The sequence below is a fragment of the Bradyrhizobium sp. 187 genome (assembly GCF_023101005.1).
In the GTDB taxonomy this organism is placed as follows: domain Bacteria; phylum Pseudomonadota; class Alphaproteobacteria; order Rhizobiales; family Xanthobacteraceae; genus Bradyrhizobium; species Bradyrhizobium canariense_D.
On the sequence record NZ_CP064693.1, the window covers coordinates 6,361,678 to 6,374,708 of the forward strand.

At 59.3% G+C, this 13,031-nt stretch carries 12 protein-coding genes and 1 pseudogene; 5 read left to right on the plus strand and 8 right to left on the minus strand.

Going from position 1 to position 13,031, the window contains the following annotated elements:
• Positions 1-67: 67 nt before the first annotated feature.
• The 5 genes from IVB19_RS30725 to IVB19_RS30745 form a co-directional block, all read right to left on the minus strand.
• On the minus strand, positions 68-850 hold the full coding sequence (locus IVB19_RS30725) for an ABC transporter permease (RefSeq protein WP_247820534.1): 783 nt from the start codon (positions 848-850) through the stop codon (positions 68-70).
• Positions 847-1,608 (minus strand): ABC transporter permease, encoded by a 762-nt coding sequence (locus IVB19_RS30730; RefSeq protein WP_247820535.1) that lies wholly within the window; start codon positions 1,606-1,608, stop codon positions 847-849. Before IVB19_RS30730 ends, IVB19_RS30725 begins: the two co-directional genes overlap by 4 nt.
• Entirely contained in the window at positions 1,605-2,396 is a 792-nt protein-coding gene (locus IVB19_RS30735; RefSeq protein WP_524536711.1) for an ABC transporter ATP-binding protein, read from the minus strand. The genes IVB19_RS30730 and IVB19_RS30735 overlap by 4 nt, the downstream gene beginning before the upstream one ends.
• 35 nt (positions 2,397-2,431) lie before the next feature.
• Complete coding sequence (locus tag IVB19_RS30740; protein ID WP_247820537.1) at positions 2,432-3,376, minus strand: ABC transporter substrate-binding protein; 945 nt, start codon at positions 3,374-3,376, stop codon at positions 2,432-2,434.
• A 379-nt stretch (positions 3,377-3,755) separates the two neighbouring features.
• Entirely contained in the window at positions 3,756-4,292 is a 537-nt protein-coding gene (locus tag IVB19_RS30745) for a flavin reductase family protein (RefSeq protein WP_247820538.1), read from the minus strand.
• 200 nt (positions 4,293-4,492) lie between these two features.
• Here IVB19_RS30745 and IVB19_RS30750 point away from each other — a divergent pair, with 200 nt between their 5' ends.
• From IVB19_RS30750 to IVB19_RS30765, 4 genes are all read left to right on the plus strand, one after another.
• Positions 4,493-6,280 carry a CocE/NonD family hydrolase gene (locus IVB19_RS30750; RefSeq protein WP_247820539.1) on the plus strand — a complete coding sequence of 596 codons (1,788 nt, stop codon included), beginning with the start codon at positions 4,493-4,495 and terminating at the stop codon, positions 6,278-6,280.
• An 85-nt stretch (positions 6,281-6,365) separates the two neighbouring features.
• The gene (locus tag IVB19_RS30755) at positions 6,366-7,280 is read left to right on the plus strand and encodes an NAD(P)-dependent oxidoreductase (protein ID WP_247820540.1); all 915 of its coding nucleotides are present in this window, start codon (positions 6,366-6,368) and stop codon (positions 7,278-7,280) included.
• 105 nt (positions 7,281-7,385) lie between these two features.
• Positions 7,386-8,267: an NAD(P)-dependent oxidoreductase gene (locus IVB19_RS30760; RefSeq protein WP_247820541.1), complete on the plus strand. Its 882-nt coding sequence runs from the start codon at positions 7,386-7,388 to the stop codon at positions 8,265-8,267.
• Positions 8,268-8,601: 334 nt separating this feature from the next.
• The gene (locus IVB19_RS30765) at positions 8,602-9,675 is read left to right on the plus strand and encodes an amidohydrolase family protein (RefSeq protein WP_247820542.1); all 1,074 of its coding nucleotides are present in this window, start codon (positions 8,602-8,604) and stop codon (positions 9,673-9,675) included.
• Positions 9,676-10,244: 569 nt separating this feature from the next.
• Here the strand turns inward: IVB19_RS30765 and IVB19_RS30770 are convergent.
• The gene (locus tag IVB19_RS30770; RefSeq protein WP_247820543.1) at positions 10,245-10,685 is read right to left on the minus strand and encodes a LysR substrate-binding domain-containing protein; all 441 of its coding nucleotides are present in this window, start codon (positions 10,683-10,685) and stop codon (positions 10,245-10,247) included.
• 53 nt (positions 10,686-10,738) lie between these two features.
• Between IVB19_RS30770 and IVB19_RS30775 the strand changes: the two are divergent.
• Positions 10,739-11,146: pseudogene (locus IVB19_RS30775) on the plus strand (aldo/keto reductase); the annotation flags it as partial.
• 19 nt (positions 11,147-11,165) lie between these two features.
• Here the strand turns inward: IVB19_RS30775 and IVB19_RS30780 are convergent.
• Together IVB19_RS30780 and IVB19_RS30785 are read right to left on the minus strand one after the other, a co-directional pair.
• Positions 11,166-12,128: an EamA family transporter gene (locus tag IVB19_RS30780; RefSeq protein ID WP_256474620.1), complete on the minus strand. Its 963-nt coding sequence runs from the start codon at positions 12,126-12,128 to the stop codon at positions 11,166-11,168.
• A 50-nt stretch (positions 12,129-12,178) separates the two neighbouring features.
• A complete protein-coding gene (locus IVB19_RS30785; RefSeq protein WP_247820545.1) occupies positions 12,179-13,027 on the minus strand; it encodes an SDR family NAD(P)-dependent oxidoreductase in 849 nt (282 codons plus the stop codon).
• Positions 13,028-13,031: the final 4 nt, after the last annotated feature.

Below are 13,031 nucleotides of genomic sequence, written 5' to 3' on the forward strand. Positions count from 1 at the left end.
GCCGATAATGACGCTGGGCTACTGCGAAGAATTTGCGATCATGGAGACCGATCCCGGATGATAGGGTCTATCGTATGAGGTCGCCCCGTCGCCGGCGCCAGGCGAACATGTTCCCGTCAACCGCACTGAGGATGAATGCGCTGGCGTAGCCAATCAGACCGAGAAGCAGCACTCCGGCATAGAGGTCCGCCGAACGAAAGAAGCGCGCGGAAAGCAGTATCCAGTTTCCGAGCCCTTCGCGACCCGAAATCATCTCGCAGACGACGGAGAGGATTAGGGCGACCGTGAGGCTGAGGCGCATGCCGGACAGTATATCCGGCATGGCCGAGGGCAGCGCGATCTTGTAGATCGTCGCAAACTTGGACATGCGCAACGCACGTCCGACCTCATACAGCCTCGGATCAACGGCCGAAAAGCCGTGAACGGTCGCCAACAAAACCGGCCAAAGAGCGCCAAAGCCGACGACCGACAGTATCATGGCATCTGTCAAACCGAGCAAAGCAATCACGACCGGCACAATCGCCGACGCCGGCAGCGGGCGGAGAAACTCGAGGATCGGGGCCAGATATGATTTGAGGCGCGGCGAGATCCCGATCATGGCGCCAAGGAGGATACCGATAAGCGACGCAATGAACCAGCCCCACAACATTCGTTCGATCGTGGCCAGAACCTTGGGAGTAAGGTCGCCCGAACTCAAGCCGCGCGCGAGGGCCTGCCCGACACGATCCAAGCCGGGAAGAAAAACCGGCGAGATGAAATGCTGATCAGTGACCCACTGCCAGAGTAGACCTAGACACACGACGACAATGACACTGCCTGCCCGCCACAACCAAGCCCCGCAACTCTTCATCGCTCGGCCTCGATCACGGCCGCACGGCCCAACAGGTGGCGCTGGACAAGCGTCAGGCCGGCGCTAAGCATGAAGCCAACAATTCCGATCCAGACCAGATAGGCCAGCATGACCGCCGGACGTAACGATTGCTGGGCCACCATGATGGCATTGCCGAGGCCAAGAGGATTGGCAGCAATTTCCACGGTTACCGCGACGACAAGTGCGACGCCTGCCGCCAGCCGGATCGACACGACGATACGCGGGAGCACGGCGGGAATGACGATTTTCGTCACCTTCTGGATCAACGTCAGCCGCAGGACTCGCGATACTTCAATTAGACGCGGGTCAATCTCCGAAATGGCCGTACGGGTCAAGATGAGGATAGGCCATAGGCAGGCAAACGCCACAATGTACACTTCCATGCTGTAGCCGAAGCCAAACGCAATGATCGCGATTGGAATGAGTGCGATCGAAGGAATTGGACGAACGATCTCGATCGCCGGCGAAGTAACGCGATCGAGCGGGCGGACCAGTCCGAACACCAGCCCGAGCACCAATCCAAAACCTCCGCCAAGCCCAAGACCCGCGAACGTTGTCGTCAGCGTATCCAGCGTTGCGATCACGATCGTCCGGTCGGTGAACAGGTCACGAAATGCAGCGATGACCGCACTCGGTGGCGCTACGGCGTCGCTCCGCATGCCGGATAATTGCGCCGCGCCCTCAGCTGCTCCGAGCAGGACCGCAGGGACAAGCAATCCCCTGGCAAGGTTACTCATGCGCGCTCCGCACGCCGGATGAAATCAAACAATTCGCGCCGCAGCTGAAGGAAGGCGGGATTTTCCCGTGCCGTAAGCTGGTCTCGCGGCCGGGACAATGCCACCTCGCACGAAATGCCAATGCGGCCGGGGTTCGGCAAAAGTCCAATAACGCGATCACCAAGATAGATGGCTTCTTCCAGATCGTGCGTAACAAAGAAAACCGTTGCGCCGGTGCTGGCCACGATGCCAAGCAGTTCATCCTGGAGTGCCTGTCGGGTCATCGCGTCCAGCGCCCCGAACGGCTCATCCATCAGCAGGAGCTTCGGCTCTTGCGCAAGGCAGCGCGCGATCTGTAGCCGTTGCTGCATGCCGCCCGACATTTCTGACGGATAGGTATTCCCATGATTGCCCAAACCGACTTTCGCGAGCAAAACCGCGATGCGATTCGCGCGCTCGCTACGGGCAACATTCGCGGCTTCAAGCGCCAGTGAAATATTGCCTGACGCGGTACGCCAGGGCAAAAGCGCGCGACTATAATCTTGGAAGACGATCGCGATGTCGCGCTGGGGCGCGGTGAAGGGGCGCCCTGCGACAGAGATCGTACCTTTGGTGGGCGCCACCAAGCCTGCCATGATCCGCAGCGCGGAAGTCTTTCCGCAACCGGACGGACCGATCACACAAACGAATTCACCCTGCGCAATATCAAGGCTCAAATCTGAGATAATCGTGCGGGGACCATAGGCGAGCGTCACCCGATCGAACGAAACGAGGGATTCTCTCACACCCACCCGTGAGGCACCCGCCATATCGGACTGCGTGGCTAATGCAACGGACGTTACGCTCATTGCAGTACAATACCGGCACCGCTCGTTATGTTCTGCAGCCGCTTTTGCTGTTTCATAATATCCATCCACCAACCGAGTTGCTCAGTTGTTATTGCGGGATCGGACACCGAGAGCCTCACGCTCTTAAGAATATCCATCGACACCTTGGTAAACTCGGACATTGCCTGACGCGCGTTGTCCGGATCGCGATTGACGATTTCGGCCGCCTCGACAATCGACTTGCGGTATGCCGCGACCTCCTTGGGATTGGCGGCCGCCCATTGACGCGTCGCGCTATAGACAACAACGGTTTGTTTCTCGGGAAAATCAGACATGAAGTTCGCGACGACCGTCCCCGCCCCCTCGGGACCAGAGATGCGCGAAAGCGTCGGCTCCGAAGCAATCACTGCGTCAAGCGTACCCGTCTTAAGCAGATCATTCATCGTCGCGAAGGTCACCTCGACAAAAGAGACCTTACTCGGGTCGACGCCTTTCTGAATCAACCATTGGCGAAATAGAACATCAAGGAAGACACCAAGCCCAGGAGCTCCGACTTTCTTGCCAACAAAGTCACTCGCGACTTTGATCGGAAGTTCCCTCTTCGCGATCACACCGATGGTTCCAACCGTCTCCTTTGCGGTCGAGGACGCACCGGCTAACGCGACAAGATCCAGCCCTCCGTCATCGGCCTGTAACAGCATGGGCGGCGTAAGGCCGCCGATCTGAATAGAATTGGAAACCAGTGCAGCAGGTATGTTGGAGGCGAGGCCGATCAGCACCATCTCGGCGTCAAGACCGTTCTTCTTAAATATCCCCTCCTTGGCGGCGACGACCGCAGATGCGCAGTCCGTTGAGCCCGTGCAGCCAATCTTGATGCGCCCTTCCGCAGCCGCCGCCGCGCTCCACATACATATGACGCCAACAATTGCAGCTCTCAGCCACGAGCCCAAACAGCTTGTCATTCCCACCCTCCCCAACCGTTGTCCCTTTAAGAAACTTGAAAAAGGCTACAGTCAAAAGGACAGCGAGCAAAATTATGCTCCAAGATGATCTTCATTATTCCAGATAATGTCCAAGAACTGGCTCTGTTGCCAAACGGGACCAAGGCAGGTCCCTTAACGGGTGCCGCTCGACATCGCGGTCATAAACGTTGCGGCAGAGACTTGACCGCCCTCCAACAGCTCCCTGGCAAACCGATTACATATCGAAACGCCCTCTCGCAAGATAGCAATAACAACGACTAAAGCATGATCCGGAAAAGTGTGAAGCGGTTTTCCGAAAAGATCATGCTCAAACATCAACTAATTGCGCGATGACGATCCATCCCAATCTCATCGCGCTTTAGCCGCGCGCGTGAAGCGGCTCAGACAGCGGCAAATGGGTGCCGTATCCCCCTGCCACAAAAGTCAGTGGCTCGCCGTCACGATGATGCGCACGGACGACACGCCCGAGAAAGATAATATGGTCGCCGCCCTCGATCATCTTCTCGGTTCGGCACTCGAATATTGCCAGGCTTTCAGCGAAGAGCATCGGACAGCCGTCAACACCGCTGATGAAAGCCTGCTGCTCGAACTTGTCGAGGAACGGCGTAGAAAAATGGCGCGACATCTGTACCTGCGTTTTCGACAGGACGTTGACCGCAAAACAGTTTGCATTGATGAAGGCCTGAAGCGAGGGCGCTTGACGCCGCAGACTCCAAAGCACCAGCGGCGGGTCGAGCGAAACGGCCGAAAACGAATTCGCTGTGAGGCCCTCGAGCTTTCCGCCAGGTGCGCGAGTCGTGACGACCGTCACTCCGGTAGCGAACCGGCCAAGCGCGCTGCGGAAGTTGCGCACTTCGGCTTGAAAATCCGATGAGAGAAAGTCGAGTGTTTCCATGGAAAGCCCTTGTTACGAAAATCGAACTCTCTCCAGCTTGCAGCGCATCGACCTTCGATGACAATGATAAGAAGTTCTCTTTCCCATCAACTTGTCGAATGACCGTGACATAACGAAAAATGATCGCTTTTCGTTGATTTCATAATTTGCCGGGCGAAGTCCCCCTTCTATTTTGTTTGCAAATTTGGGGAGGATCTTAGATGTCCAACGTTCAAGCACGTGCTGACAGTGAGCCGGCGACAGAAGGCGAACATCGCATCGAGCTTCGCGACGGGATGCATATCGAGTGGAACGTCCCTATTACAATGGATGATGGTAACCTCCTGCGCGCAGACATCTTCCGGCCGGTCGGCGATGGCCCCTATCCGGCGCTCTTGACGTACGGCCCATATGCCAAGGGGCTGTCATTCCAAGACGGGTATCCGAGCGCTTGGGAGCGCATGGTCCGCGAGCATCCCGATGTCGCGGATGGCTCATCTAATCTCTATCAATCCTGGGAAGTCGCGGATCCAGAGAAATGGGTGCCGCATGGTTATGCCTGTATCCGCGTCGATTCGCGCGGCTGCGGCTGTTCCCCCGGCTTCATCGATCCGTTCAGTCCGCGTGAGCAGCGAGACTTCTACGAATGCATCGAATGGGCCGGTATGCAGAGCTGGTCAAACGGCAAGGTCGGCCTCAACGGCGTATCCTATTTCGGCTCGAACCAATGGCATGTCGCGCAGCACAGACCACCTCATCTCGCGGCGATGTGCATCTGGGAAGGCGCCAATGACGCGTACCGGGAGTTCAGCCACCACGGCGGCATTCTCTCGACCTTTTGGGCCAATTGGTACGACATGCAGGTCAAGACCGTTCAGTACGGCATCGGCGAGCGCGGCCGACGCAGTTCGGTCCACGGCGAACTCGTTTGCGGCCCCGAAATCCTGTCGGACGAGGAACTCGCGCGGAATCGGATCGATTTTGGCCGAGAGGTCAATGGTCGGTCGCTGAACGACTCATTTTACCATGACCGTACCGCCGATTGGAGCAAGATCGACGTTCCCTTCCTGTCTTCGGCAAACTGGGGCGGCCAAGGCCTCCACCCACGCGGAAACTTCGACGGCTTCGTCGAAGCACCTGCCAAGCAGAAATGGCTGGAGGTGCATGGTCTCGAGCACTGGACCCATTTCTATACCGATTACGGCCGCAAATTGCAGCTGCAGTTCTTCGACCACTTCCTCAAGGGAAAGGATAATGGCTGGGACAAGACGCCTGCTGTGATCCTGCAGGTGCGCAAAGCGGACGGCAGCTTCGTCGAGCGCCGCGAAGCCGAATGGCCGATCGCCCGGACGAAGTGGACGAAATTCTATCTCGACCTCGACCAGCTTGCGCTGGCCACCACGGCTCGGGCCGAAGCCAAGCCGGCCCAACGCTCCTTCCGGGCGATGGGAGACGGCCTGACCTTCCTCACCGAGCCGCTCCAACACGAAACCGAGCTCACGGGACCGATTGCAGCCAAGTTGTTCGTGTCGTCCTCGACGCGCGACGCCGACCTTTTTCTTGTCGTGCGCGTCTTCGCGCCGGACTTCAAGGAGATTGTCTATCAAGGCGCGATCGATCCACACACACCGGTCGCGCAAGGCTGGCTGCGCGCGTCGCATCGAAAGCAGGATGCGGCCCGCTCGAAGCCATACATGCCTTACCACACCCACGACGTGGTCCAGCCGCTCTCGGCGGGAGAGCAAGTAGAGTTGACCGTTGAGGTCTGGCCGACGTCGGTTGTCGTACCGGCCGGCTACCGCATAGCACTTTCGATAAGGGGCCGTGACTACGTCTATCCGGGCGGAGACGGCGGCAAACTGTCGAATTTCAAGAACGTCTTGACTGGCTGCGGTCCTTTCCTGCACGACGACCCGATCGACCGTCCGCCGGAAGTCTTCGACGGCACCACCACGCTACATGCATCCGTCGACAAACTGCCGCATCTTCTGTTGCCGATTGTCCCCTGAGCGGCGTCCGCCTCAATCCATACAGCTCGCCGAGCCAGGCCGCCGTCCGAGGCACGGCTGCGAGCACTGATACAGAAAGCAGCAGATGAACGACGACATCGCCAGATCACAAAAGTCGAGTGAAACAACTGCCGGAGCGGTCGGCATTATTGGCGTCGGCATCATGGGATTGGCCATGGCGCGCAATCTCCTCAAGGCTGGCATTGCCGTTCTTGGCTTCGATCCCTCGGAGACGCGCCGCGACGCTCTCACAGCCGCCGGCGGAAGCGCCGTCTCTTCCCTGAAAAACCTGATTGAGGGCAGCGAGATCGTCATCCTTAGCCTGCCGAGCGCCAATGCGCTTGCCGACACGGTGTTTGCCCTCGCGCAGATAGACATACGCGACCGAGTCCTGCTTGAGTGTTCGACGCTCTCGCTCGAAACCAAGCTCGCTGCGCATGCGGCGCTCGAAGGCCGCGGCCACATCTTTCTCGACTGCCCGATCAGTGGCACTGGCGCTCAGGCTGTATCCGCCGACCTGGTGATGCTGGCAAGCGGCGAGCGCTCCGGCTTCGATCGCTGTGCCCCGGTTTTCGCGGTTATCTCGAAGGAGCAGCACTTCTTGGGTGCGTTCGGCAACGGCACGAAAATGAAGCTGATCGCAAACCATCTCGTGACGATCCATAACGCATCGACTGCAGAGGCCATGGTTCTCGGACTGAAGGTCGGGCTCGAGCCGGCTGTTGTCTACAATGCGCTGCGCGAGAGCGCCGGTTCGTCCCGCATGTTTCAGGTGCGCGGGCCGCTCATGCGTGACAGTACGTTCGGCCAGGCGACCGTCACGGTAAAGACGCATGTGAAAGACCTTGGATTGATCTCGCAACTAGGTCTCGAGGCAGACTGTCCGTTGCCACTGTTTGCCGCTGCATCGCAATTCTACCTCGCAGCGCTCGCGCAGGGGCATGAATTGGAGGACACGGCATCGATCTACGAGGTGATGAAACGCGCGGCAGGGATATAGACCACCGGGCGCCTACCCATCACACCATTCCAAGCCAAACAACGGCGCAGGAAGTGCTATCGCCGCATTCGCATGTTCCGACGAGAATTAGGAAGTGAGCACCAGATGATCATTGGTATCGCCGGCCTGGGCCGGATGGGCAGCGCGATCGCCGCGCGACTGATCGAATGCGGCAACACGGTCGCGGTATGGAATCGCTCGCCAGGCAAAGCCGACGCTCTGGTCACAATGGGCGCCGGCGAGGCCAAGACTCCGGCCGACCTGACCGTCGGCGCCGAAGTCATCATAACCATGCTGACCGATCCTGCCGCGATCGACGCGGTGTATCGTGGAAAGGACGGCCTTCTCCGCGCTGACATCAGGGATAAGCTGTTCATCGACATGAGTACCGTGACCCCGTCGACGGAAGAACGGCTCGCCCGCGACGTTAGGGAACACGGGGCGGCCATCGTGGAATGCCCCGTCGGCGGAACGATCGCACCAGCCCGTTCCGGCCAGTTGCTGGGGTTTGCCGGCGGAACGAAGGTCGATATCGAGCGTGCAATGCCGCTTCTTGAACAACTTTGCCGACGAGTCGATCACGTAGGCGATATTGGAGCCGGATCAAGCACAAAACTCGCGATCAACCTGATGTTGCTGGTCTTCTATCAAACCTTTGGTGAAGCCTACTCAATGATTAAGCATCTTGGGCACTCGCCGTCGCAGATCGTCGAAATGCTTGCAGACACGCCCGGCGGCGCGAACGTCTTGCGCATCAGGGGGCATATCATCGCGGCTGCCCTGGGAGGCGATCTGTCGGAGCCTGCAGCCTTCGAACTCGCGACCGCGCGAAAGGACATCGCTCTCATGATGGAAGATGCCGAGAGCCGAGGCCACCGACCTCCGCTTACAGCTCGAGCACTCGAACTCTTCGACGAAGCTATCAGTAAGGGTTGGGGCACCCGCGACGTGGCTTCATTTGCAGCCTATTGGCAATCCACAATCTAACGGAGCCAACATCATCGTCGGTCCGTGCCAGCCCACTGTGCACTACCGTGACAGTAGTTCTCGCGAACATATGCAGGGAATCCAACTAGCCAGAATGCATGGCATCAGCCTTGCCCGAGCCGGCCTGCGCGAGCCCGTTCCAGCGCCAGCGAATGCTGAAATATCTTGGTCGGCCAAGGCAGTCGGCAGATCGAAGGGACATCGGCGCACGACCTCCGCAGGCAAAAATGAGGTCGCAACCAATTTGAACCAATACCAAATCCATATTTAAGATTGATTGAGAATTGGTTCGAAGAAGAAAACGATACCAACCGACGGTCTGGGGAGAGAAAGAATGACGACGAGACGCGCCTTTATCAAAAGCTTCACTGCCGGCCTCGGTGGTGTGGTTTTCACCGGATGCTGCCTGAAACATTCGCTCGCCTACGCCGCAAATGGTTCACCAAAGCGCCGCGAGATCATCATTGGTGGAAAGCGAGCCAAGGTCGTAGACATGCACGCACATTGCGCTTTCCCCGATACGGCGGCCATGATGGGCCAGCAGATGGAAGCGCCGACGCTTGAAATGGCTGACGATCGTATCCGTGCGATGGATGCTCAAGGCATCGACATGCAGGTTTTGAGCATTAATCCAACTTGGTACTCGTTGGACGGCGACACCGCCATAAAGGTTTGCGACCTACAGAACGAAAAACTCGCCGGTCTCTGTGCCGCCAAACCAGATCGGTTCATGGCCTTTGGATCCCTTGCCCTTCAAGTCCCTGAAATAGCCGTCGAGCAGCTCGAAACGGCCGTCAAGCACCATGGGCTCAAGGGCGCGGCCATTGGCGATAATGTCGCCGGCGTCGACTTTTCGGACCAGCGTTTCAACTCGGTCTGGGCCAAGGCCGAGGAACTTGGCGTTCCACTATTTATCCATCCTCAAGGCGCGCCTGAGCTATCGAAGCGCCTCCAGGGCAACGGCAATCTCCCAAACGTGATCGGCAATCCGCTCGGCACCACAATCGCGCTCTCGCATCTTATCTTCGAGGGCACCTTGGACCGCTTCCCCCGCTTGAAGATACTCGCGGCCCATGGTGGCGGCTACCTTCCATCCTATGCTGACCGCTCTGATCATGCCTGCCTGCAGTCACCGGCAAAATGCGCCGCCGGTCCGGTTCTCAAGAAAAGGCCGACGGAGTATCTCCGTCAGATCTATTTCGACTCGCTGATCTTCAGCTCTGAGGCTCTGCGCCATCTGGCGTTTCAAGTTGGTAAGTCGCAGATTGTCCTGGGCACCGACTATCCCTTCGGTTGGACATCGACCGCTGTGGAACACATCATGACCGCGGAAGGATTCAATAATGCCGACCGCCTGATGATGTTGGGTGGGACAGCGCAGCAACTACTTGGCCTCAAGGCTGCGTAGAAGAGGCGATGTCATGGTAACCCGGGCTTGGAGTTCCGGGTTGCCCGCCATCGGGCGCGGCGAGTGGCGATCCCGGCATGACCCGAACATGCGAGCTACGGTTTGGGAAACGTTTTCCTTATAACAATGGTCAATAGCTTACGCTCGGCGTGTTGCACATGTGTTGCATTGACCGGGCCATGGCGAGGCCTCGTCCGCTTCGACGGGTAGGCCGCGCGCAAAATTACCTCGATGAACGCCTGCGAAATTTGGTCGCGCACTCGCCAGCAGTGCATTCATTCGCGATCGCCCCGGATCCCCCGGTGGCTCGAACCCCTTTGCCTTGAAGTCCGGAGTCGCGGCAGCCGCCGCTAAGCTCTCAGGGGCCCGCAGGAGCGCTCGCCCTTTCAGCGCGGCCGTTTGGTTCGGGGAAGCGGGCCTTTCGTGTTGGTAGAGTTCTGCCGCTTGGAAGGGCCAGACGACACGGCTGGGGCTGCGATCTCCTGCACGAAATCGAGAAGAGCCGGGACCTTTACTGGCGGCAGATGCCGGGAGGGATGATAGGCATAGAGCGGATACCGTTCGTCGGATCATTGCGGCAAAATCTGCACAAGCTCTCCCTTCGCGAACACGGATTTCAGGCCGGGTGCCGGCATTTGAAACACGCCCTGTCCGGCAATGCACGCCGCAACCGCAGCCGAGGGATCGTCCATCATCAACCGGCCGGCGGCGTTGATCTCGATGACTTTGCCACCGCGATGAAATTCCCACGGGAAAGGACGGCCGGTCTGCGGATCGCGAAACAGCAATAGCGCATGGTGTACGAGATCGTGAGGCGTCCTCGGCTCGCCGTGCATCTCGAGATAGGCCGGCTCGGCGCAGGTTATGATGGAGGTCTCGAGCAGCTTCCGCGCAATCAGCGACGAGGTGTCCGGCGGCCCGAACCGAATGGCCACGTCGACCCCCGTCATCATCTCTTCCCGGTAGTTGCCGGTCATGAGGTCGACCGACAGCCGCGGATATCGCGCCATGAATTGCTGCAGGTTTGGTGCGAGCACCTTCCGCGCGAACCAGGGGTCGACGCATACTCCGCCGCGCCGTCGACGAGATCGGCGCGCCGATTGCCGTCCATCAAGTCGAGTACCATCCCTTTCTGTCGCAGGCGCCTATGCTGGCCTATCTGAGCAGCAAGCCGATTCCACTGACCGCCTACGCGCCGCTCGCGCAAGGCCGGGCGGCAAACGACGCCACGCTCGCTGCCATCGGCCGCAAATATGGCGCGACCGCGGCGCAGATAGCGATCGCCTGGCTGTTGGACCAACAGGGCGTCATCGCGATCCCCACGGCCGCCCGGCCGGAAAGCCAGAAACCCAATTTCGGCGCGCTCGACATTACCCTCGACGACGAAGATCGCGCCGCGATCGCAGCGCTGCCGAAGGACCAGCGCTTCATCCGGCCGCCATTCGCACCGGTGTGGGATGCCGTCGGGTGAGTCTTCCGAACCTCCACGCTCAGTTGCTCTGCGCGGAGACCGCGGTCTTGGCATGCAAGTTGGCCATAAGCAGGCCCGCGGCGAACGTCCCGAAAGCGATGAGTCCCCACTGAAGCATCGTCGGACTTTCGCGGCTCATCAACAATGTGATGAGCGCCGCCACCGCGGGCGTCACGGCGGGCATAAAGGACGCCGTCACAAGTCCGAGGATCCTGGCCGCATAGAGGAAGCCGATCCACGAAAACACGCCCGCGATGAAGCCTTGGCAGACTATTTGCCCCAGAAGGAGCGTCCAAGGGATGGCGCTCAAGCGGTTAAGGCCGCCGAAGAAGACGTAGTAGGGGCCGAAAGTCGCCAGCGAAGCGGAAGAGACGATCGTCATGGCCGTGATCGGATCGACGTGCCACCTGCACGAAAGGGCAGCGAAAGCCGCAGCCGCAAGTCCGCCCCCGGCGAACAGCACGATGCCTACGCTTACTTCGGGCGAACCGTCGACAAGAGACGTAAACGCCAGCACGGCGAGGCGCGCGGTCAAAGCCAGCATCGCTGCCGTCCGCAACCAGCCGAGTCTTTCGGAAAGCACGAGCCGGGCGAGCACGATACTGCAGACGGTCAGCGCGGCGACTTCGATAAGGATTCCGCTTGAGAAAGGCGCCGTCCGGCCGCCGCCGATGACGCAAATGCCGAGTAGGGGGCCGCCGACCAGTGCGAGGGTCATGGCGACGGTGGCTTTCGTCTTAGCGATACGCCCAGATCGCTTGGTCGCGTAATAGAGAACGAGAAGGATCGGAGCGGCGACGGCGTACCTGACGAACAGCAGGTCGAACGGCTCGAAGCCGACGGAGAAGCCATGATGGGCTGCCGCTAATCCGACGCCCCAACCAAGCGCCGCCAATACTCCATAGAGAAGCCCGAAGGGAACGGCAGCCCGGCGCTGCGGCTCGTGATAGCAACTGGCTAGAACGGAAGCTAACGATGGCATTCCGAACCGCCTAAGTTTGCTCGAGCTGTGCGCCGTAGCCGGCGCGCAGCTCACCAGGGCAGGATTTCGCCGTGGCGATTGGTAAAGCGAAGCCCCGGGACCCCTGCATTGCGCTCGACCATGTCGACCACCAGCGGGATGCTATCCGAGATAACGAGAGTTGCTTCATCGCCGCCCATGTCCGTCCGCACCCAACCGGGAGCGACCAGCAGAAGAGCGCGCGGATCGTCCGGACGCCGCGCGGAGAAGGCCTTCATTAGCATGTTTAACGCAGCTTTGCTGGAACTGTAGAGTTCCCAAAAGCCGACGGAGTTACCGATACTGCCAATCTCGGACGACATCGCCGCGATCACGCCGTTCTCGGGGACCAAGTTCTCCAAGGCTCCGATCACACGCATGGGGCTGAGCGCGTTGGTCAGCATCATATCGAGGAAATCCTGATCGTTGACGGCGATCGGCGTCAATTCGTTCGCTTTGCAGATGCCGGCATTGACAAATAGTGTGTCCAGCCTTCGGCCGGCGAGCCGCTCCTTCAGCGCCTGTATCGAGGCTAGTTCGACGATATCAACCGTCTCGATTTCGAGTGACGCGGGATAGAGCTGGTGCAACTCATCGAGTCCCAAGGATTTGCCCCGCGAAGTGGCGATGACGTGCCAGCCTCGGGCGCAGTATTCATCAGCCAAGGCTAAACCGAGGCCGCGCGAAGCACCAATGATAGCGACGGTTTTCTTGGCGGCCATTTTAGGTCTCCGGTTCGTTGTTACTCCTCCGGCTCCGACGCCCAAAAGAGCTGCGCCGACCACCGACAAGATCAGGAGTCGGGCAAACGGAAGCCCGATCGCCGTTGGGACGACAGCCGACGCCTCGATGGATGCGAGGCCGAAAGCAATCTTGCCCATCGAG